The organism is Micrococcus sp. TA1 (assembly GCF_014199555.1).
Taxonomy (GTDB): Bacteria; Actinomycetota; Actinomycetes; order Actinomycetales; family Micrococcaceae; genus Citricoccus.
On record NZ_JACHNW010000011.1, the window covers coordinates 1 to 19492 of the forward strand.

The window sequence follows — 19492 nt, forward strand, 5'->3', positions numbered from 1 at the left end:
GGGGGCAGCCCGGACCCGGGAACTGGAGGTCATGGGCATCCTGCAGATCACCCTGGCCGCCGCCGGGAAGGTCTCCTGGACCGCCGGCTTCGCCGTCACCGCCTGACCCTGAATCCAGCGGGACCCCCGCTGGTCCGCAGGCTCACCCCTGAGGCGGACAACGACTGGCCCCTCGCATCCCCCACCTCAGAAAGAGTCTGATCCCATGTCCCTCTCACTCGTCCGGTTGAACCATGCCGTCCTGTTCGTCACCGACCTGGAGCGGGCCGAGCGGTTCTACACCGAGGTCTTCGGAATGGAGGTCGCCGCCCGCGAGCCCCACGCCAACGCCGCGTTCCTGCGGCTGCCCCGATCGGGCAATCACCATGATCTGGGGTTGTTCGGCCTCGGCTCCGGCGCGGCGCCCACGGCGCGTGGCGGGGTCGGGCTCTACCACCTGGCCTGGCAACTGGACACCATCGAGGAACTCGCCCAGGCGCGCCAGGCACTGATCGAGGCCGACGCCTATACCGGCCAGTCCAGCCACGGTGCCACCAAGAGCATCTACGGGGCGGACCCGGACGGCAACGAGTTCGAACTGATGTGGATGTTGCCCCGGCAGTACTGGGGTGCCTACGAGCACGCCGCCCCGGTCGAGCCCCTCGAGCTCGACGCCGAACTCGAGCGCTGGGCCGGGGTGGGCACCGCCGGCCGCATCACCATCGACGCCGCGGAGGACCGCACGTGAGCGGGGCCTTCGACGCTCCCACCGTCACCTGGCACGGACCCGACGCGGCCGACCGTCCGCTCGTCGTGCTGCTGCACGGCCGCGGTGCCGACGAGACCGGCATCATCGACCTGGCCCGGCACCTTCCCGCCGGCGCGGTGTACACCGCCGTCCGTGCCCCGATCCGCTCCGGGAACGGCTACGCCTGGTTTGCCAACCGCGGCATCGGCCGCCCGCTCGCCGAGTCCCTCGACGAGGTCATGGCCTGGTTCCGGCTCTGGCTCGATGACGTGGCCCCGGCCGGGCGTCCGGTGATCCTGGTCGGCTTCAGCGGCGGCGCCGCCTTCGCCGGGGGGCTCCTGCTGGCCGATCCCCAGCGGTTCGCCGGCGCAGCGATCCTGTACGGGACACTGCCGTTCGACGCCGGCGTCCCGACCTCCCCGTCCCGGTTGGCCGGGGTGCCGGTCTACGTCGCCCAGGGCGAGACGGACACGGTGATCCCCCGGGAGCTCCTGGACCGCACCTGGCACTACCTGCTGACCGAGTCCGGGGCCTCCGCCACCGCCCGCCGCGACCCGGGTGGCCACGCCATCACCACCGACACGATCACCGGGCTCGGCGACTGGATCTCCGACCTGCTGCGGGACTGACGCGACCGGGGCCCCTCGCTGTCGACCGGGCCACCCCTGCGGGACGGCGACGTCCTGATCCACAGGCTTCTCACCGCATCAGACCCGCGGCGGTGGCCCGTCATCGAAACGCCAGAGGGTCCTGCCGGAATCGGCAGGACCCTCTGGCACCGGTACGCGAGACCAGGCTCGCGCACCGTTCACATCACTTCAGCAGCTCGCGGGCGGCCCTGGCCCACGCGTTGGTGACATCCTCGGCGAACTGGATCTGGGTGGCTGCCGCGTCGCGGACCCATGCGACCCGAGCGGCGCCAACCATCTGGCGCTGCAGGTCGAAGACGTTCTTGGCTGCGGCCTGGTAGGTGTCCACACCGACGCGGCTGACGGTCTTCGACGAATCGACCACGGCGGAGTTGATCTCCTGGAGGCGCTCGGCGTTGTCCCCGGCGCGCTGGGCGGCTTCCTGGGCCAGCTCGGCCACACGCTCAGAGTTCTCCTCGAACCGCTGCGTGGCCTGCTCCACGAGCTCGGCGGCCTTCTGCTGGGCCGGCTCGGCAGTCTTCACGACCGGGGCGGCGGCCGGGACCGGAGCAACGGTCCGCACCGGAGCGACCGTCTGGACCGGGGCAGGAGCCTGGACCGGGGCAGCCGTCTTCGTGGGAGCGGCCTCGGCCGGGGCGGCAGCCTTGGCAGGAGCGGCAGCCTTGACCGGGGCGGCCTTGGCAGGAGCCGCAGCCTTGGCGGGAGCGGCAGCCTTGGCCGGGGCGGCAGCCTTGGCGGGAGCGGCAGCCTTGGCCGGGGCGGCCTTGGCTGGAGCGGCGGCCTTGGCCGAAGCGGTCTTGGCGGGGGCGGCGGCCTTGGCGGGGGCGGCGGCCTTGGCGGGGGCGGCGGCCTTGGCGGGGGCGGCGGCCTTGGCGGGGGCAGCAGTCTTGGTCGACTCGGTGGCAGTCTTCGCCTGCTCTGCGGCAGCCTTGGCCTTGGCCTGGGCGACGTTGGCCTTGTTGGCGGCCTCGTTGGCCTTGGCCTGCTCGGCGTTGGCCTTGGCGTCGTCGGCGGTCTTGGCCTGCTCGGCGGCGGCCTTGGCCTTGGCCTGCTCGACGTTCGCCTTGTTGGCGGCCTCGTTGGCCTTGGCCTGGGCGGCGGTGGGGGTGGCGTTGTTGGTGTCAGCAGCCATGATGTCTCCTTATGTTGATGCATATGGCAGCAATTTCCCTGCCTGCGTTAACAAAGTTAGCAACCAGCTGCTAACACTAGCAACCCGGACAGGGTCCGCCCCCGCGCACCGGCCCCTCACGCCCCGGGAGCCCCACAGGCCTCACCGCCCCTGGCCCGGACGCCCCCGGGGAGAGAAGCAGGCCTCCGGACCGTAGACGTGCCCCCACGCACCGGCGCAGGATGGGGGCGGGTCTCGACCTCCGGGACCTCCCGTGGCGAAAGGTCCTGCTGTGGCAACGCTTACCGTATGGAAGTTCGACAGTGAAACCGGGGCGGAGGAGGCGGAGAGCACTCTGTTGAACCTGCAGTCCCAGGAGCTCATCAAGGTACATGACGCGGCGGTCGTCTCCTGGGCAACCGACGCCAAGAAGCCCAAGACACGTCAACTGCACAACATGGCCGGCGTGGGCGCCCTGGGCGGATCATTCTGGGGATTCCTCTTCGGCCTCATCTTCTTCGTGCCCCTGCTGGGCGCGGCAGTGGGTGCCGCGGTAGGCGGGCTCAGCGGCTCCCTGGCCGATGTGGGCATCGACGACTCCTTCATCAAGCGCATCCGTGAGACGGTGACCCCGGGCACGTCGGCGCTGTTCCTGCTGACGAGTGGCGCGGTCATGGACCGGGTGACGGAGCACTTCGCCGGCACCAGGTTCGAGCTGGTGGAGACGAACCTCAGCCGTGAGGACGAGGACGCGCTTCGGCAGGCCTTCGCCCCGGAGTGACCACCGCACCGTCCCTGTCCCTCCTCCCTCCCTCACGCCCGGGGAGGGGCCCCGTCATCGGGATCGGCGGCGGGGTTCGAGGGACCGTCGTCCCGTGCAGCGGGTGCGCCCTGGGCACGGCGCAGGCCGATCTGCACCGCTCCGAGGAAGACCTTGATGACCACCCCGAGGAGCACCACCCCGGTCACCATCTGCACGATGACGGCGGCCCGTGCGGGTTCCGAGACCGCGGCGATGTCCCCGAACCCGACCGTGGCCAACGTGGCGATGGTGAAGTACAGGGCGTCGGTGCGGTCCAGCGGCTCGGTGAAGGCGTCGGCGTCCCGTCCGGACATCGTGTAGTAGGAGCCGGCGAACAGCACGATGTACAGCGGGATCGAGGTGGCCAACGACTCCACGGCGCGCAACCGCGGCGACGGTGCGTTCATCACGGCCCGAACCTGCCAGATGACCAGCACGGTTAGGGCGGTGAGGCCCACCACGAACCAGGTGAGGCTGCCGCCGCGGTCCAGGGGCAGCAGGTAGTAGACAGTCAGCAGGGCCGCCCCGGTCAGGATCGGCCGCAGCAGCGTCCACGGTCGTAACCGCGGCCAGTCGGCGGGCGCCCCGAGCACGCTCATGGACGGTCCGTGTCCTGTGGCCCGCGCCAGGTGGTGGCGTTCAGGCCACGGCCCGGCGGATGTTCTTCTTCTCGACCCTCTTGTCCCACCAGCGGGTGAGCACGAGGTAGCCCAGGATCCACGTACCGAGAGCCGTGACGATCCAGACCAGCAGGGTGGCCAGGACCCAGGCCGTGACGCCGGAGATGACCAGTCCCTCCGGGAAGAGGGTCGCGATCCAGAGGGCCAGCAGGGTGGACACCAGGCCCACGCCGCCGAGGATGGCCGACGCATACTGCCGGGCCATGTTGAACACGAACGGGCCCAGGACGGCCTGCCCGATCACGAAGACGAGCACGGCCACGACGAACCCGGAGGGCTGCAGCGTGACGCCGTCGATCAGCGATCCGGCCAGCAGCAGCCCGATGGCGGCCATCACCACGTTGATGACGGCCTGAAGCAGCATGCGAATCATGGTGATCCCCTGTTCCTGGGTCCCGGCCCCCTGGGCTTGCGCCGGTCGCGGCCCGCTGTTCAGACGTGTGGCGCAAGCCCCTCTGATGACTCCATGAGAGACCCGGTGGCGACCGTGGTCAAGGGCCAGCCGCTCGGTCCCCCGGCCCGGCACCGTTCAGCGGTGGTCCGCCCGGACCGTCCTGCCCGTCCGGGCGAGAACCTGTTCCTGGCGGGAGGCATCTGCGGGCACCTCGACCCCCTTCTTGAAGATGCCCGGGGCATAGGCCGCCTCACCGTAACCGTCCACGGCGGCGTCCACCTCGGCCAGTTCCTCCTCGGTGAGCCGGTGGTCCTGTCCCTGGGAGGTGGCCAGGTCCCACCGGTGCACGATCAGGTCCATCCCGTAGAAGTCCATGAGCACCTGGCCGACCGTCGAGTCACCGAAGGGGGTCTCCAGGGGCCGCGACACCAGGTCCTCGTCGCCGACCAGGGCCGACATGGCGGCGACGTGGTGGTTCCACTGCTCGGCCGGGGTGCCGGGCACCAGCGGGATCTCGCGTCCCTGCCGGCCCATGAACTCCCGGTGGCTCTGCATCAGGTGGTCCACGATGTCCGCGGCGGTCCAGCCCTCGCACGGGCTCTGCGCCTGCCAGTCGGTGACGGAGTTGATGACGTCGGTCAGTGGTTCGGAATGACGGCCCCAGGTCTCGGCGAGTGTGCTCATGAGGATATTGTGCTCAGTTCCCCGGCCCACTGGGAAGGCTGAGCTCCAGCCGCTCCCCCCGCCACCCCGAGCGCAGCCAACGGTCATGGCTGGCGATCACCACGGCGCCCGGGTAGTCCGGGACCGAGGCCTCCAGCCGGGTGGCCAGCAGCAGCGAGAAGTGGTTGGTCGGCTCGTCCAGCAGCAGCACCTCCGGCGGATCGGCGAGCAGCATGGCCAGGTCCAGGCGCCGGCGCTGCCCCACGGACAGCACGCCCACCGGCTGGCCCTCGTCTCGTGCGGTCAGCAGTCCGAACGTGCCGAGGGGCACCCGCTCGGCCGTCTCGATGCCGACGGCGGCCCGGTACGCCTCCGCCACGGTCTCGTCCGGGTCCATGGTCCTGGGTTCCTGGCCGAGCATCCCGACCGACCGCCCCCCGGCCCCGTCGGACCGGGCCGAGACCGAGCCGGCGTCGGGTTCCAGGTCACCGGCCAGGATCCGCAGCAGGGTGGTCTTGCCCGCCCCGTTCGGGCCGGTGACCAGCAACCGGGACCGCGCGCCCAGCGCCACGGACACCGGGGCGAGCCGCCCGGCGAGTCCCACCCCGGTGGCCGCCAGCACCGGTGCGGACGACGCCGGCCGGTCACCGCGGCCGTCCGGCCCGCCTCCCGCCGTGGCCGCGTCGAGGCCGGTGAAGCGCAGCACGGGCGGGGGCCTGCGGACCTGGGCCCGCTCGAGGCGGGCCAGCGCGGTGGCGGCGTCGTTGACCCGGCGCCGCACGACCGTGGCGTTGCGGTCGGAGTAGAACTTCTGGGCCATCTTCCCCTCGGTGCGCGGCGGGCGGTCCGCGTGGCCGACCGTGTGGTTCTGTGCCATCTGGCGCCGCAGCCGCCGCAATTCCTCCTGTTCCTCCCGGTAGCGCCGTTCCCAGCGGGCACGCTCATCGATCCGGTGCAGCAGGTACTGGGTGTAGGTGCCGCCGAACCGGGTGACGCCCACGCCGGCACCCCTGCCGTTCCCGTCCGCACCGTCCCCGTCCCCGCCGGCCGCACCGGCGTCCCGGTGGGGCCCCGGGGCGGGATCCAGGTCGAGCAGGCTGGTGGCCGCCTCGTCGAGGAAGGCGCGGTCATGACTGGCGATGAGCACCGGTCCGGACCAACCGGCGAGCAGGTCCACGAGCAGGGCGGTGCCGCGGTCGTCGAGGTGATTGGTCGGCTCGTCCAGCAACAGGGTGTCCGGGCGCCGAAGCAGCAGCCAGGCCAGCGACAACCGGGACACTTGGCCACCGGACAGCTCACCGGCCCGCCGGTCCCGGGGGACCCCGGCCAGGCCCAGGCCCTCGACGACCCGGTCGACGACGTGCCCCACGTCCCAGGCCCGGGTGCGGGCGGCCTCGGCCAGGGCGCGGTCATAGGCCGTCACGAGCCGGGCACCGGGCGGCCGTTGCCCCACGGCGAGCGCCTCCGCGAGCCGGGCGACCTCCTCCACGAGGTGCCGTTGCGGCGCGGTGGCCTGGGCCAGCACCTGCTCCACGGACAGGGTCAGCTCGAAGGCCGGCTGCTGGTGATAGAGCCCGGTGCTGCCGGGCGCGCTGATCCGGCCGGCGTGGTCGTCGTCGAGGCCGGCGATGATGCGCAGCAGGGTGGTCTTGCCGGTGCCGTTCTCACCGATGAGGCAGGCGCGCTCACCCGAGGAGACGGTGAAGCTGATGTCGGTCAGGACGCGGTGGTCCGCGAAGGACCGGGAGACGCCGTCCACCACGAGGTGATCGGCGCCGCTGAGGGTCGAGGCGGCGGCCAGCCGTGCGGCAGAGGGCCGCGAGGGACGAGGGGTCGAGGAGGTCATGACGGTCCTGGGGCGGTCGGTCGGATCCCGCCGGGCGGCTCGGACGCAGCCTCGGGCGCGGGACGGAGGGGACTCAGGACCTCATGGCAGTCAAGGGTACGGCTCAGTCCCGTATCCGGTCCACCCTGTGCCTCAGGGCCACGGCCCCGCCGGCGAACCGCTGCTCACCGATGAGCTCGAGGTCCAGGCCCAGCCCGGCCGGGAACACCGCCAGTCCCCCGCCGATGACGATCGGCAGCAGTACCTGGCTGACCTCGTCCACGAGCCCGGCGCGCAGGGCATAGGCGGCGATGGTCGGACCACCGATCAGCAGGTCGCCCGCCGCCTCGGCCTTCAGCCGGCGCACGGTCGCGGGATCGAAGTGACGTTCCAGCGTGGTGCGCCGGGTGCTGGCCCTGTCCAGCGTCGAGGAGTAGACCACCTTGTCCGCCCGCTGCCATGCCCGCGCGAACTCGGCGGTCACCGGTGCGGACGCGGCCAGTTCCGGGTCGTTCTCCCACGGGGTCATCAGTTCGTAGGTCCGGCGTCCGTAGAGGTGGACGGCGACGCCGGCCAGCTCGTCATTGGCGTACTGGTGCACCTCGGCGTCCGGCATGGCCCAGGAGAAGTCCCCCGCCTCGTCGGCGATGTACCCGTCCAGGGAGGCGATCACCGAGTAGATGAGCTTGCCCATCGTTCAGTCCTCCTGTTCCGAGCCGAGTCCGGCGAGCGCGGTGCCCCCGGGACCGTCACCGTGGGCCAGTCCGGCCAGCTCGTAGGCGGCGTACACCACCCCGTGGGGGAAGACCTTGCCGTCGATGCGCCGCAGCCGCGGGGCATCGAAACCGTCCGGGAAGAAGGACCGCCCGCGGCCCTGCCAGGCCGGGTGGGTGAACATGCGGAACTCGTCCACCAGCGCCGCCTCGATCAGGGTGTGCGCCAGGTGGATACTCCCGGTGACGACCACGTCACGGCCGTCCTGCCGCCGCAGCTCCCGGACGGCCTGGAGGGGGTCGCCGCCGATGACGGTCGTGTTCTCCCACTGCGGGTCGGTCAGGGTGGCGGAGACCACGCGCTTGTCCGCCCGGTCCAGGGCCTCGGCCACTCCGGTGGTGTCATCCGCCCGGTGCGGCCAGTAGCCGCGGAGGTCCTCGAAGGTCTGCCGGCCCAGCAGCAGCACGTCCTCGCCGGCCGTCTGGCGCCGCATCTCCCCGACCAGTTCCGGGTCCTGGTCGGCGGGGTCGAACCAGTCGTCGAGCATCTCGATCCGCCCGTCCAGGGTCATGTTCTGCGTGATGACGATGCGCATGGATGGTCCTTCCGTCGGCGCCGCAGGGGTCGCTGGCGCCCTCTCCTCGTCCCACAGTAGGGAGGGCCGTCGCGTCCGGGAACACCCGGTCGCGACGGGCCGGGGTTCAGCTACCGCGGGACAGGATCGCCGCGACCGTCTCGTCGTCGACGGCGGCGAAGTCCCGGTAGTGGGCCCCGACGGCCCGGAAGCCCCGGGGGGTGGCCAGTACCTCGATCTCGTCGGCCTCGCGGCTCATGAGCATCGAGTCCACGGTGGTCCGCGAGGCAACCGGCACGGCCAGCACCACGCGCGCCGCCCCGAGGGCCCGGGCCACTCTGCAGGCCACCCGGGCGGTGGAGCCCGTGGCGATGCCGTCGTCGACGATCATCGCGGTCTTGCCCGTGAGGTCCAGCGGCTCCCGGCCGGCACGGAAGAGCCGCGCCCGGCGGTCCAGGGTCTGCTGCTCGCGGCGTTCGACCAGCGCCACTTGCTCCTGCGTGACCCCGAAGTGCCGGATGGTGCCCTCGTCCTGGAGCCGGACGCCCTGCTCACCGATGGCACCCATCGCGAGCTCCGGGTAGGAGGGCACCCCCAGCTTGCGGACCATGATCACGTCCAGCGGTGCGCGCAGTTCCCGGGCCACCACTTCCGCGACCGGCACCCCGCCGCGGGGCAGGCCCAGCACCACGACGTCGGCGTGCCCGGCCCAGCGCGGGGCGAGCCGCGCTGCGAGCTGGGCACCGGCGTCGTATCTGTCCTGGAATTCCGGCACGTCCCCTCCCTGGGATGGGCTGTGGGTCGCCCCCAGCGTAGGCGCGCCGGTCGTGGCACTGGAAGGGCCCCCGACCACCCGGCGTTCCCGGCAACGGCCCGGATGACCCCGTGTGACGAGATTCACGGCATATTTTGCATACAAATCAAATGCCTGACTACACTGTGATCGCAATCACAGCAGAATAGCCGTTGCCGTTGAGGTGTGGCGGGAGAGTCCCGTCCGGCACCACCGGTCGGGCGCCGTAGGAGCAATTCCTCCCGGGAAACTCTCAGGCCCCCGCACCGCCGCACCGAGGCACATCTGGAAAGTAGCGCGGTCTTCGCCGTGCTCGCCGAAGGAGCAAGTCCCGCCCCGCCCGGGTGGGATGGAAACTCTCAGGCCGCGCAACAGATCGGGGAGGAACCTACAGACGACGCGAGAACGATCGCAGACCCCAGGAGTTCCCCGGATGACGAATGCACGTGCATGCCCCGGTCTCACCCCGGGCGGTGAGGCCTCCCCGGCCGGCCGCCCCACCGGCCCCGGCGCCGCGGCGGAGCAACGGTGCGCCAAGATCGCCCAGGCCGCGGCCACCGGACTGATGACGCACCGGGACGTCGAGGACGCCCTCGTCCGCATCGACGGCCCCCGGCGCGCACCGCGGCTGTGGATCGAGTGCTTCCTGTCCCCCCACGCGGACGTCACCCGCACCACGGAGGTGGTCGTCGGAGTCCGCGAACAGCTCGAGGCCATGCTCGACCTCACCTTCGACACCGTCGAGATGACCATCCGGAACGTCACCGTCCCGGGGTAGGCCGGCCTCGGTTACCTCCGGGTGGCCACCGTCAGCAGGTACTCGATCTCGAAGCGCGCCCGGTCCTCGGTCCCCACGTTCGCCTCGTCGAAGAAGGCCTGGAACGCCTGGTCGAATTCCTCGGCACGGCCCTCGCCCTCGGCGTTCCTGCGGACGGTGATCGTGGGGCCGTAGGACGCCTTGAAATGCTCGGCGAATTCGCGCGGCGTGCCGAAGGCGGTGACCTCGAGGGTGCCCCGGCTGGCGGAGTCCACCGCCACCCGATCACCCAGCAGGGCGCGCTGGTGCTCCTCGGTGCCCCACAGCGGCGCCGGCTGCACTCCGGGCGGGGGCGCCGGGGCGAAGGGCTTCATGGTGCGGAAGAGCCCGCCCACCACGCCCTCGGGCGTCCAGCTCAGCAGGGCGATCGTCCCGCCGGGCCGGCACACGCGCACGAGCTCGTCGGCGGCCTCCTGGTGGTGGGGGGCGAACATCACGCCGATCGAGGACATCACCACGTCGAAGGAGGCGTCCTCGAAGGGCAGGTGCTCGGCGTCGGCCTCCACCCACTCCAGGTCGAACCCCTGCGCCTCGGCGCGCAGCCGCCCTGCGTCCAGCAGCTCGGGAGTGAGGTCGACGGCGGTGACCCTCGCCCCCGTGGCCGCTGCCGGCAGGGACGCGTTGCCCGTGCCGGCACCGACGTCCAGGACGCGCTGGCCGGAGGTGACGCGGGCTGCCTCGACGAGTCTCGGCCCGAGGGGGAGCAACCACGTCTCGACCATGCCCGGGTAGTCACCCGAGGCCCACATGGTGCGGTGCCTGGACTTCAGGTCGCGGTCGGCACCGGGTTGGCTTGCTGTCTGGCTCATGACGGGTTCTCCGGAGTCACTGGGATGTGCTGGACGGCCGGCTCGCCAGGGCGGGGATGCCCACCCACCGGTGGCGGGTCATGCGGCACCAGTATCCCACCGGGGGCGTCCGGCAGACAGGAACGAGGCGCTGCCCTCCCCGCGGGCTGGGCCCCGGGAAGGGCCGGGACGGGGGGCCGGGGACCACCTGATCTCCTCCGGTCCGGCGACCCTCCCTGACTACACTGGATCGGTGACGATCCTGGACGCCCTGCTCGCCTTCACCGTGGTGGCCGGCCTGCTGACCCTGGTGCCCGGACTGGACACCGCCCTGGTGCTGCGGTCCTCGCTGACCCGGTCCCGCCCCTACGCGTGGGCCACCGCCACCGGGGTCGCCACCGGGGCCGTGGTGTGGGGCATCGCCGCCGCCGTCGGGGTCTCCGCCCTGCTCGCGGCCTCAGAGCTCGCCTACCGCGTGCTGACGATCACCGGGGCGGCGTACATGCTCTGGCTGGGTGCGTCGATGATCTGGTCCTCGTTCCGCGGCACCGGGAGGGACCCGGTGAACACTGCCGTGACGGGTGCCGCCTCCCCGGGCGAACCGGGGGGCTGGGGCGCCGGCTCCCCGGCGCCCGCCGACCCTCCCTGGCGCGGCTGGCTGACCGGTGCCGGCACCAACCTGCTCAACCCCAAGGTCGGCGTGTTCTACATCGCCACCATCCCGCAGTTCCTCCCCGACGGCGTCTCGCCCCTGCTGATGGGTGCGGCCCTGGCCGGGGTGCACGCCGCGCTCACGATGAGCTGGTTCGCCGTGCTCATCATCGGGGGCGGCTACGCACGCCGCTGGCTGTCCAGCCCGCGGTCCCTGGCCGCCATCGACCGGGTGACCGGCCTGGTGCTGATGGGCTTCGGCGGCACCCTGCTGGCCGACGCCCTCACCGGTCCGGCTCCGGCCGCCGCCCGCGGATGACCGTCCTCCGGTGCTGACGCCTGCACGCCGGGGTGCCTGAACGGCGTCCTCGACCCGCCCGATGAACTGGTGCGGGGAGCCGCCGGGAGGAGTACATTGCGGTGCAATCACGCGCACGGGCCACCGGCGCGGGGAGCCAGCGGTCAGGCCGGGGGCCTGGACAGGAGGCCCATCGGTGCAACGGACCCGCGCGGTGATCGCGTCACTGCTCCCCCTGGTCCTGCTGACGTCCTGCTCGGCGCCGGAGAGTTCGCACTGCGTGCTGGACCCGGGGCGGATGCCCGAGGGCTGGCGCCCCTCCGGCACGGTGCAGCAGGCCCTGGTGGCCGAGCCCTGGTCCGTGACGGAGTCCGGGGAGGCGGCCTTCTCGGTGCGCCGGGGCATCGAGGAGATGGTCGACCTCTACGAGCGGCGGCCGGGGGCCGCCGAGGACCTCTGGGAGGACTCCGTGGCCTCCCTGATCGAGGTGACGTACGCGAGCGCCAACACCGCCGACGTCGACCAGATGGCCCGCGACGGCGCACGGGAGAACCTCACGGACCTGGTCCAGCCCTTCCTGGCCCGCGATCCGGGGGCGCTCACGTGCTCCGACTACGGATCCGTCCTGCCGCTGGCCATCCACGCGCACAACCAGTACCAGGCGAACGACGCCCGGGTGGAACACATGGTCGGCCTCGCCAACGCCGCTCTCGCCCGGTGCGACTCGCTGTCCGCCGCGATGGAGCTCGACTACGAGCCGATGCTCGCCTCCGGTGAGGCCTCCCTGGGGGACGCCTTCGACCTGGTGATCTGGACCCTGCTCCTGATCGAGGCACAGGTCGTCCCCGGCCTGGACGTGCCGCCCGAGGCCCGTGATCTCCCCGCCAGGGCATGGCGCTTCCTCCAGGACTATCCGCTGCCCGGGGCCGCGGAGTTCCCGGAGGGGGCCGACGACGGGACGTTCATCGAGACGGCATACCTGGCCACGCACATCGCCTACATCCCCACGGGCAACCATCGGTACCCGATCTACGTGGAGGATGCACCCACCGTGTACGACTTCCACCGGGAGAACTTCTATCCCGTCCTGCAGATGGGCGAACTCGACCTGGTGGCCGAGTTCGTGGACTCCCTTCGCCAGTACGGGTGCACGGCGGAGAACGACCTGCAGGTGCGGGACGGGACGCGCTACCTGCTCAACGTCTTCCACGCGGGCGGTGACCGGTGGATGACCTACCGGGAACCGGGGGAGACGACCGCGGACGCCGAGGACTACGACCTGGTCCACAAGGCCTGGACGGCCGTGCTCGGGGTGCGGGAGCGCGAGATCGAACCGCCCGATCCGGGCACCTACGGTGGGGTGGTCCGCAGCTGGCTGCCCGCCCCCGAGTGACCGCGACGGCCGGGTGTGGCTGGCCGCTGCGCGTCACCCCCGGCCGTACCAGCGCGCGATGTCCGGGGAGTCCGGCCATCCCGCGTAGGTCTCGCCCTGCGGCCACCCCTCGGGCACGTCCTGCCACTGTTCCTGCCGGCCGTAGGGCAGCGCGTCGATCAGCGCGAACGCGGCGGAGAACTGCTCGATCCCCCGCCCGGTGGTGTGCCAGGTGCGGTACACGTCCGCACCGTCGCGCAGGAACACGTTGAGCGCGAACCCACCACCCGGCGGGGCGTCGACGTCGGCCCCGAAGTCGCTGTGCGCCGTCGAGTACCAGGTCATCTGGTTCCCCACCTTGCGCCGGTAGGCGAGCGCCTCGTCGATCGGGCCCTGCGTGACGACCACGAACCGGGCGTCGTAGTTGTCGAGGAAGTCCAGGCGGGTGAACTGCGAGGTGAAGTAGGTGCAGCCACCGCACTGGAAGTCCGCGCCGGGCTCCCACATGTGGTGGTAGACGATCAGCTGGCGCTTGCCCTCGAAGACCTCGGCCAGGGTGATCGGGCCGAAGGCCCCCTCCAGCGTGTACGGGGGCAGCTTCACCGCGGGCAACCGGCGCCGCTGCGCGGCGATCGCGTCGAGCTCGTGCGTGACCGCCTTCTCCCGCCGGCGCAGGTCGTCGAGCTCGGCCTGCCACGTCGCCCGGTCCACGACGCGCGGCAGGGCGGGAGCCCGGTCCTGGTGCTGGACCGATTCCGTGACGGACATGGTGTCCCTCCTGGGTTCAGGCCGGGGCCACCGCGGTCCCGGTGATGGGACCACGCTAGGCCGGGCATGGCCCACCGGGCATCTCCGTTCCTGCGGGATGCGGTCGGCGGGACGGGTCGGTTCCGGCCAGGCCCGGAGCGCGCCCGCCGGTCAGCCGCGCACGTCGTGCAGGTGGTGCTCCATCTCGTGACCGATGTACTGGCCGAGCGAGGCGACGGTGAACTCCACCCCGTCCGAGCGGCGGCCCGTCCGGTCCCGGGCCCCGGCGGGCACGGACTCCAGGACGCTGACCGTGCGGCGCGTGGTCCGCCCCAGGTCCTCCCACGTGGTGCCCGGGTCCGCGGCCCAGTAGGCGAGCTTCACCGCCATGGCATCCCCGTCCCAGTCGGCGAACTCGGGGGCCTCCTGGTCACGGATCGCCTTCACGCGTTCGCCCAGCAACCGGACCATGTCCCGCACGTGGCAGGCGTACTCCAGCGGGGACCACACCTGCTCCGAGGGTCGCCGCGCCGCGTCGGGACGCTCGAGGACCGCCCGCCATCGCTCCGTGCCTGCACTGATCCGCCGGGCCGTCTCGGCCGCGTCGAAGGGCCGGAAGCCGCACTCCTCGCAACCGTCGGTGATGACGAAGGTCCAGTCGCGGTCGTCGCCGGGGACAGGGGCAGGGGCCTGGGAGCTCATGCCCCCATCCTGCACCCGTGACCCGACCCCGTCGAGGGGAGTCGAGGTGATGGGTCCAGCGCTGGGTACGCTGACAGCGTGAGCACCCCAGAGCCCGGCCGGCCCACGGGCCGGCCCGCCGGCCTGCCCTCCCTCGAGGCCTCCGGCATCGAGTACGCCCTGACCGAGCACGGCCCCGTGTCCTCCCTGGCCGAGGCGGCCGCCGCCCGCGGGGTGGAGCCGGGCCACCTGGTGAAGACGCTCGTGGTGCGACGCGGTGAGGGTGACTACGTCTTCGTGCTCGTCCCCGGCACACGCGCGATCGCCTGGCCCAAGCTGCGTGCCACGCTGGGCGTCAACCGCCTGTCGATGCCCTCGGCCGAGGAGGCCCGGGCGGTCACCGGTTATCCGCGCGGCAGCATCACTCCCTTCGGCTCGACGACGGCCTGGCCCGTGATCGCGGACCTCACCCTGCGCGGGCGGACGGTCTCCATCGGGGCCGGCGCCCCGGGTGCGGCCGTCACCGTCGACGCCGACGCGCTGATCGCGGTCCTGGCGGCCGACGTCGCTGACGTCACCGAGCCGGAGCCCGGGACCTCGTCCCGCACGCCTCGGCCGAGCCCGAGGAGACCGTGACGGGCGGCCGGCCGGGGTGGCGGCGAGCGGAGCGGGGGTGGGCGGACCGGCGTCGCTGGTCCCCACCCCGGACGTGCTGGAGACTGGGGTCGTGAGCCCGCATGAGGACGATCCACCGCTCGAGGAGTTCCGGCGCACGATCCTCGACCTGCTCTCGCGCCGCCGGGCAGGTGCCACGATCTGCCCGAGTGAGGCGGCCCGCGCCGTGGCCGGTCCCGGGAACGACTGGCGCCCCCTGATGGACGAGGCCCGCTCCGCGGCCGCGGGTCTCGTGGAGGCCGGGGAGGTGGTCATCACCCAGCGCGGCGAGGTGGTGGACCTCGCCACGGCCCGCGGACCCATCAGGATCCGCCGGGCCTAGCACCCCCCGGACCCACCGGCCGGGTGCGTTCAGGCCGTCTGGCTCACTCCGACTCCCGTTCCGCGAGGCCCGCGTTCCGGCGTCGCAGTCGCCGCGCCGTCGGCAGGACCGGCACGAGGAGGAGCCACGAGTACGCCGCGAGTTCCGGGCTCACGAACGCCACGGGCACGCTGCCGAGGAAGACCGCGGGCACCGGCCAGGCGCCGTGCAGCACGTACCGGTACAGCTCGGCGTCCACCTCGGGAACAATCAGCGCGGCCCGCCAGGCATGCCGCCAGATCAGGCTCAACGTGATGTACACCCCCGCCGTCACCACCGCGTAGAGCACCACGGGCCAGGGGGAGGTCCTGCCGCCGTAGTCGCTGAGCAGGCTCGTGGGCATGGGGAGCAGGGCGATGAGGAACAGCAACAACAGGTTGAGCCACTGCAACCGCACGTCGTACCGGCGGATGACGGTGAACTTACGGTGGTGATTCATCCAGGCGGTCCCGATGACCGTGAAACTCAGCACGTAGGCGAGGAATTCCGGCAGGTGGGCCGCGAGGGCCCGGTCGACCTGCTGCGGGTCGAGGTCACCGGGCAGGATCAGTTCCAGCACGAGCAGGGTCATGGCGATGGCGAACACCGCGTCGCTGAAGAAGACCAGCCGGTCCAGAGACGTTCCCGAGCCGAACAGGCTCCGGTGCCGCTCGGCCGGCGACCCGCCCCGTGCCGGGTCTACCGGAGCCCGCGTGCACGCCGGGCCGGACGGTGACGCGACGTCCGCCGCCTCGGTCGTCCCCCGGGACTCACCCGCCGGCGGGGACTCGAGGGGTGACGCCTCCGGCACCGCGACCGTCCGCAGGTCGACAATGGGCAGGTCCCCGTCCGTCTCGATCGCGTCCCCGCCCCCGTTGCGGGTGTGATACCCCGTGGTGAAGTGCCTGACCACGTGGACCGCGGCGCCCGCCGAGCGCAGCGCCGCGACGACCAGGTCCCGTTCCTCGTCCGTCCGCTCGGCCACCTTGTGCGTGATCTGCAGGGTGAACAGGGACAGCCCCACCCGGCGGTCGAAGGTGGCCGCCCCGACCAGGTCGGCGTCGAAGCCACCGGGCAGCGTCCAGCCGGGCGGACAGGCCCAGAACCGCACGTGGTGCCGCTGGGCGGGGCTGCCCGCCACCTCGCGCTCGAACGCCAGGTCCTGACGGCGGCCGAACACGAACAACGGGCTCACCGGGGCCGCCGGATAGCTGCGGCGGAGCAGGGACGCCCGGGTGATGCCCCACCCCGTGGACAGCTTCAGCGGGTCCGCGGCGGTCCAGCCGGCCGCGCGCAGTGCCGCGGCCAGCTGGTCCGCCGTCCCCAGGACGGCCAGGTTGACCGGGTCGCCCAACAGCCCATCGGCCGTCCGGGCCCTGCCGATGAAGTAATCGGGCACGTAGACCCGGGACAGCACGCGGTTCAGCTGCGGCAGCAGGACGTACGCGCAGAGCACCCAGAGGAGCAGGAAGCCCCAGACGAGGCGGCCATGGGTGTCGAACTCCTCGAGGACCAGGTGGTAGACGCCCAGGCCCACGAGGGCGGTGACGGCCAGGCGCAGCACCCGGTGGCACCACAGCAGGACGGTGGCGCGGGCGCTGTGGCGTCCCGACGGTTCCGGACCGTCGGGAGACATCCGGTGGCTGCTCTGCGTGTCCATGGTCTGGCCGGCCCTGCCGGCCCCGGCTCGGGGCCGTGCGGTCACCCTATCGGTCACCGTGGGCCACTGCACCCCTCGCTCGGCGCCTCGGTTGGAGCTCGTCCTGATGCGGCACGAGGCCCGCCGCCGGCCCGCTGGAGCCCCCCGCGGGCCCGGTCGACAGGACAGGTGCGGCACCCGGTGGTGCCGCACGTGTCCGGCGTCGTCGCCATTGCCCCGAACCGCTCCCGGTGCATACGGTGCCCTGACAGGGACGACGCCTCCCCTCCGCCTGTCGTTCCCGCACCGTACCGACCCAGGAGTTCCCGTGGCCGCCACCTTCCGCACCCCCGCCTATGTCTCCCCATGGCTGAAGGACGAGGTGGCCGACGTCGCCGATCTCGCGCGCTCCTTCTTCGCCCGGGAACTCACGCCCCACACCGAACGCTTCGCCGCGCAGCACCAGGTGGACTCCGGGACGTGGCTCGCCGCCGGGCAGGCCGGACTGCTCTGCATCTCCGTTCCGGAGGAGTACGGCGGCGGCGGAGGCGGCTTCGCCCACGAGGCCGCGGTGCTGTGGGAGCAGGGCAAGGCCGGGGACGGGTCCCTGGGGTACTCCATCCACTCCACGATCGTGGCGCACTACGTGCTCGCCTACGGCTCGGAGGAGCAGAAGCGCTCCTGGCTGCCGCGGATGGCCAGCGGCGAGCTCATCGGCGCGATCGCCATGACGGAGCCCTCCACCGGTTCGGACCTGCAGAACATCCGCACCACCGCCCGGCTCGAGGACGACCACTACGTGATCAACGGGTCCAAGACCTTCATCACCAATGCCACCCACGGCGGGCTGATCATCGTGGTGGCGCGGACCGGCGGGGAGGGTGCGCGCGGGGTGTCCCTGATCGCGGTGGAGACCGAGGGCCTGGCCGGGTTCGAGCGCGGGCGGGTGTTGTCCAAGGTCGGCCAGCACGGCCAGGACACCCGCGAACTGTCCTTCACGGACGTGCGCGTGCCGGCGTCGAACCTGCTGGGCGAGCGGGAGGGCCAGGGGTTCTACCAGCTGATGGCCCAGCTGCCGCAGGAACGGCTGGCGATCGCGATCACGGCGGTCGGCTACGCCGAGCTGGCGTTCGAACTGGCGCTGGACTACACCCGCCAGCGCGAGGCGTTCGGGCAGAAGGTCTTCGACTTCCAGAACACCCGGTTCACGCTGGCCGAGGTCAGCACCGAGGTCCTGGTGGCCCGGACCTTCCTCGACCACTGCGTCGCCCTGCACGTGGACGGCCAGCTCGATGCCGCCATGGCCTCGCGCGCGAAGTACTACTCCACCGACCTGCAGGGCACGGTCATCGACCGCTGCGTGCAGCTGTTCGGCGGGTACGGCTACATGCTCGAGTATCCGATCGGCAGGCTGTACGCCGATGCCCGGGTGCAGCGGATCTACGGCGGGACGAACGAGATCATGAAGGAGCTCATCGCCCGCAACCTGTGAGACGGACGCGCACCGCCCCCGGTCCCGGCCCCGGCCTGGGCCTCCGTCGCCGCCCCCGTCGATGCCCGGGACGGTCCAGGGCCCGGCCGTCCGCATCGCGGACGACCGGGCCCTGGACCGTCAGGATCCCGCAGGGATCCCGGAGGGTTCTGGTCAGTACCGGACGGCGGTGCCGAGCATGTTGGTGGGGCTGTAGTTCAGGTTGGTGACGGACACGCCCATCTGCGGGTTGCGGGCGTGCGCGATCTTGCCATCGCCGATGTAGATGGCCACGTGGTAGACACCGGAACCCGAACCGTTGTTGGACCAGAACACGAGGTCACCCACCCGGAGGTTGTTCATGGAGACCTTCTGCCCCCCGGAGAACTGCGCCGAGGAGCCCCGCGGGATGCTCTTGCCGGCCTGGGCGAAGGCGCTCTGGGTGAAGCCGGAGCAGTCATAGGCGGTGGGGCCGTTGCCGCCCCAGCTGTAGTAGACGCTCGGATCGGCGGCCTTGGCGGTGGCCCACTGGGCCACGTCCGCGCTCCAGCCGCTGGCGGAGGAGGTGGTGTAGGACGCCAGCTGGTAGGTCGCCTGGGACGAACCGGTGGAGGCCGGGGTGTAGTCGTACGACCCACCGGCAGCGGAGGTGGCGGCGGTGGAGGTGGAGGACGAGTCGCCCGCGCTCCAGTTGTAGCCCTGCTGGGCCGAGTAGTCGACGGTCGCGGCGCCGCCGTCGTTGGCCGCGGCCGGGGCCACACCGCCGATGGTGGCTCCGGCGACGGTGGCCAGACCGGCGACGCCGACGGTCAGGGAACGACGACGGTGAGTGCGGCGGGCCTGCTTCTCGGCGAGGAGGCGGGCACGGCGGGAGGAGTAGGTCATGGGATGCTCTCAATGCTTCGCGTGTAATCGGATCGTTACATACCGTACACGAATATTATCGAGTCGCAACCTTGCGTGTCCCTGTCCATCACCTGGATGTTTCCTGAAAGTGCCATGCAGGAGGCCACAGCGGGCGCGCGCCCAGGTCCACGCACGGCCCTTGACGTTACCACTTCGTGATTCTCGCGTCGTCCG

Annotated in this window: 22 protein-coding genes and 1 riboswitch; of the genes, 9 read left to right on the forward strand and 13 right to left on the reverse strand. The window is 71.9% G+C overall.

All coding sequences use genetic code 11. The features are described from left to right. Positions 1-205: 205 nt before the first annotated feature. Positions 206-727, forward strand: coding sequence for a VOC family protein (locus tag GGQ69_RS16065; RefSeq protein ID WP_183530374.1), 522 nt, complete (start codon positions 206-208; stop codon positions 725-727). Next, the gene (locus GGQ69_RS16070) at positions 724-1356 is read left to right on the forward strand and encodes an alpha/beta hydrolase (RefSeq protein WP_183530376.1); all 633 of its coding nucleotides are present in this window, start codon (positions 724-726) and stop codon (positions 1354-1356) included. The genes GGQ69_RS16065 and GGQ69_RS16070 overlap by 4 nt, the downstream gene beginning before the upstream one ends. A gap of 184 nt (positions 1357-1540) precedes the next feature. On the opposite strand, the gene GGQ69_RS16075 is transcribed toward GGQ69_RS16070, so the two are convergent. After that, the gene (locus GGQ69_RS16075; RefSeq protein WP_183530378.1) at positions 1541-2509 is read right to left on the reverse strand and encodes a hypothetical protein; all 969 of its coding nucleotides are present in this window, start codon (positions 2507-2509) and stop codon (positions 1541-1543) included. 337 nt (positions 2510-2846) lie between these two features. On the opposite strand from GGQ69_RS16075, the gene GGQ69_RS16080 reads away from it, so the two are divergent. Then, complete coding sequence (locus tag GGQ69_RS16080; protein WP_255459816.1) at positions 2847-3269, forward strand: DUF1269 domain-containing protein; 423 nt, start codon at positions 2847-2849, stop codon at positions 3267-3269. A gap of 32 nt (positions 3270-3301) precedes the next feature. Here GGQ69_RS16080 and GGQ69_RS16085 read toward each other — a convergent pair whose 3' ends face one another. The 7 genes from GGQ69_RS16085 to GGQ69_RS16115 all read right to left on the reverse strand — a co-directional run bounded on the left by GGQ69_RS16085 (position 3302) and on the right by GGQ69_RS16115 (position 8915). Continuing rightward, positions 3302-3889, reverse strand: coding sequence for a potassium channel family protein (locus GGQ69_RS16085; RefSeq protein WP_221243899.1), 588 nt, complete (start codon positions 3887-3889; stop codon positions 3302-3304). Positions 3890-3929: 40 nt separating this feature from the next. Continuing rightward, positions 3930-4334, reverse strand: a complete 405-nt coding sequence (locus tag GGQ69_RS16090) for a phage holin family protein (RefSeq protein WP_183530382.1) — start codon at positions 4332-4334, stop codon at positions 3930-3932. A gap of 165 nt (positions 4335-4499) precedes the next feature. Then, the gene (locus GGQ69_RS16095) at positions 4500-5048 is read right to left on the reverse strand and encodes a maleylpyruvate isomerase N-terminal domain-containing protein (protein WP_183530384.1); all 549 of its coding nucleotides are present in this window, start codon (positions 5046-5048) and stop codon (positions 4500-4502) included. Between the two features lie 13 nt (positions 5049-5061). Beyond that, complete coding sequence (locus GGQ69_RS16100; protein ID WP_183530386.1) at positions 5062-6873, reverse strand: ABC-F family ATP-binding cassette domain-containing protein; 1812 nt, start codon at positions 6871-6873, stop codon at positions 5062-5064. Between the two features lie 103 nt (positions 6874-6976). Beyond that, positions 6977-7546 (reverse strand): dihydrofolate reductase family protein, encoded by a 570-nt coding sequence (locus GGQ69_RS16105; protein ID WP_183530388.1) that lies wholly within the window; start codon positions 7544-7546, stop codon positions 6977-6979. A gap of 3 nt (positions 7547-7549) precedes the next feature. Beyond that, complete coding sequence (locus tag GGQ69_RS16110; protein WP_183530390.1) at positions 7550-8161, reverse strand: dihydrofolate reductase family protein; 612 nt, start codon at positions 8159-8161, stop codon at positions 7550-7552. Between the two features lie 106 nt (positions 8162-8267). Then, positions 8268-8915, reverse strand: coding sequence for a phosphoribosyltransferase (locus GGQ69_RS16115; protein WP_183530392.1), 648 nt, complete (start codon positions 8913-8915; stop codon positions 8268-8270). Between the two features lie 198 nt (positions 8916-9113). Then, a riboswitch (glycine riboswitch) is annotated at positions 9114-9212 on the forward strand. A 154-nt stretch (positions 9213-9366) separates the two neighbouring features. On the opposite strand from GGQ69_RS16115, the gene GGQ69_RS16120 reads away from it, so the two are divergent. Next, a complete protein-coding gene (locus tag GGQ69_RS16120; RefSeq protein ID WP_183530394.1) occupies positions 9367-9711 on the forward strand; it encodes a hypothetical protein in 345 nt (114 codons plus the stop codon). Between the two features lie 11 nt (positions 9712-9722). On the opposite strand, the gene GGQ69_RS16125 is transcribed toward GGQ69_RS16120, so the two are convergent. Continuing rightward, on the reverse strand, positions 9723-10559 hold the full coding sequence (locus GGQ69_RS16125) for a class I SAM-dependent methyltransferase (protein WP_183530396.1): 837 nt from the start codon (positions 10557-10559) through the stop codon (positions 9723-9725). A gap of 232 nt (positions 10560-10791) precedes the next feature. On the opposite strand from GGQ69_RS16125, the gene GGQ69_RS16130 reads away from it, so the two are divergent. Both GGQ69_RS16130 and GGQ69_RS16135 read left to right on the forward strand, forming a co-directional pair. Continuing rightward, positions 10792-11508 carry a LysE family translocator gene (locus GGQ69_RS16130; protein ID WP_183530398.1) on the forward strand — a complete coding sequence of 239 codons (717 nt, stop codon included), beginning with the start codon at positions 10792-10794 and terminating at the stop codon, positions 11506-11508. Between the two features lie 175 nt (positions 11509-11683). Beyond that, entirely contained in the window at positions 11684-12880 is a 1197-nt protein-coding gene (locus GGQ69_RS16135) for a hypothetical protein (protein WP_183530400.1), read from the forward strand. Positions 12881-12913: 33 nt separating this feature from the next. On the opposite strand, the gene GGQ69_RS16140 is transcribed toward GGQ69_RS16135, so the two are convergent. Next, positions 12914-13627, reverse strand: a complete 714-nt coding sequence (locus tag GGQ69_RS16140; protein WP_183530402.1) for a DUF899 family protein — start codon at positions 13625-13627, stop codon at positions 12914-12916. A gap of 150 nt (positions 13628-13777) precedes the next feature. Beyond that, a complete protein-coding gene (locus tag GGQ69_RS16145) occupies positions 13778-14308 on the reverse strand; it encodes a DinB family protein (protein WP_183530404.1) in 531 nt (176 codons plus the stop codon). 78 nt (positions 14309-14386) lie between these two features. On the opposite strand from GGQ69_RS16145, the gene GGQ69_RS16150 reads away from it, so the two are divergent. Together GGQ69_RS16150 and GGQ69_RS16155 are read left to right on the forward strand one after the other, a co-directional pair. Then, positions 14387-14923, forward strand: coding sequence for an aminoacyl-tRNA deacylase (locus GGQ69_RS16150; protein WP_183530406.1), 537 nt, complete (start codon positions 14387-14389; stop codon positions 14921-14923). A gap of 91 nt (positions 14924-15014) precedes the next feature. Then, positions 15015-15284 (forward strand): DUF3253 domain-containing protein, encoded by a 270-nt coding sequence (locus GGQ69_RS16155; RefSeq protein WP_183530408.1) that lies wholly within the window; start codon positions 15015-15017, stop codon positions 15282-15284. Between the two features lie 43 nt (positions 15285-15327). Here GGQ69_RS16155 and GGQ69_RS16675 read toward each other — a convergent pair whose 3' ends face one another. Next, positions 15328-16962: an LssY C-terminal domain-containing protein gene (locus GGQ69_RS16675; protein WP_255459818.1), complete on the reverse strand. Its 1635-nt coding sequence runs from the start codon at positions 16960-16962 to the stop codon at positions 15328-15330. A gap of 307 nt (positions 16963-17269) precedes the next feature. Here GGQ69_RS16675 and GGQ69_RS16170 point away from each other — a divergent pair, with 307 nt between their 5' ends. Further along, on the forward strand, positions 17270-18433 hold the full coding sequence (locus GGQ69_RS16170; RefSeq protein ID WP_183530410.1) for an acyl-CoA dehydrogenase family protein: 1164 nt from the start codon (positions 17270-17272) through the stop codon (positions 18431-18433). A gap of 153 nt (positions 18434-18586) precedes the next feature. On the opposite strand, the gene GGQ69_RS16175 is transcribed toward GGQ69_RS16170, so the two are convergent. Continuing rightward, positions 18587-19297: a C40 family peptidase gene (locus tag GGQ69_RS16175; protein ID WP_183530412.1), complete on the reverse strand. Its 711-nt coding sequence runs from the start codon at positions 19295-19297 to the stop codon at positions 18587-18589. Positions 19298-19492: the final 195 nt, after the last annotated feature.

Coding starts and splice junctions, on each gene's coding strand:
- GGQ69_RS16125 (WP_183530396.1), bottom strand. CDS start 10,559: ATGAGCCAGACAGCAAGCCAACCCGGTGCCGACCGCGACCTGAAGTCC.
- GGQ69_RS16675 (WP_255459818.1), bottom strand. CDS start 16,962: ATGGACACGCAGAGCAGCCACCGGATGTCTCCCGACGGTCCGGAACCG.
- GGQ69_RS16105 (WP_183530388.1), bottom strand. CDS start 7,546: ATGGGCAAGCTCATCTACTCGGTGATCGCCTCCCTGGACGGGTACATC.
- GGQ69_RS16175 (WP_183530412.1), bottom strand. CDS start 19,297: ATGACCTACTCCTCCCGCCGTGCCCGCCTCCTCGCCGAGAAGCAGGCC.
- GGQ69_RS16145 (WP_183530404.1), bottom strand. CDS start 14,308: ATGAGCTCCCAGGCCCCTGCCCCTGTCCCCGGCGACGACCGCGACTGG.
- GGQ69_RS16090 (WP_183530382.1), bottom strand. CDS start 4,334: ATGCTGCTTCAGGCCGTCATCAACGTGGTGATGGCCGCCATCGGGCTG.
- GGQ69_RS16120 (WP_183530394.1), top strand. CDS start 9,367: ATGACGAATGCACGTGCATGCCCCGGTCTCACCCCGGGCGGTGAGGCC.
- GGQ69_RS16110 (WP_183530390.1), bottom strand. CDS start 8,161: ATGCGCATCGTCATCACGCAGAACATGACCCTGGACGGGCGGATCGAG.
- GGQ69_RS16075 (WP_183530378.1), bottom strand. CDS start 2,509: ATGGCTGCTGACACCAACAACGCCACCCCCACCGCCGCCCAGGCCAAG.
- GGQ69_RS16100 (WP_183530386.1), bottom strand. CDS start 6,873: ATGACCTCCTCGACCCCTCGTCCCTCGCGGCCCTCTGCCGCACGGCTG.
- GGQ69_RS16065 (WP_183530374.1), top strand. CDS start 206: ATGTCCCTCTCACTCGTCCGGTTGAACCATGCCGTCCTGTTCGTCACC.
- GGQ69_RS16085 (WP_221243899.1), bottom strand. CDS start 3,889: ATGAGCGTGCTCGGGGCGCCCGCCGACTGGCCGCGGTTACGACCGTGG.
- GGQ69_RS16095 (WP_183530384.1), bottom strand. CDS start 5,048: ATGAGCACACTCGCCGAGACCTGGGGCCGTCATTCCGAACCACTGACC.
- GGQ69_RS16140 (WP_183530402.1), bottom strand. CDS start 13,627: ATGTCCGTCACGGAATCGGTCCAGCACCAGGACCGGGCTCCCGCCCTG.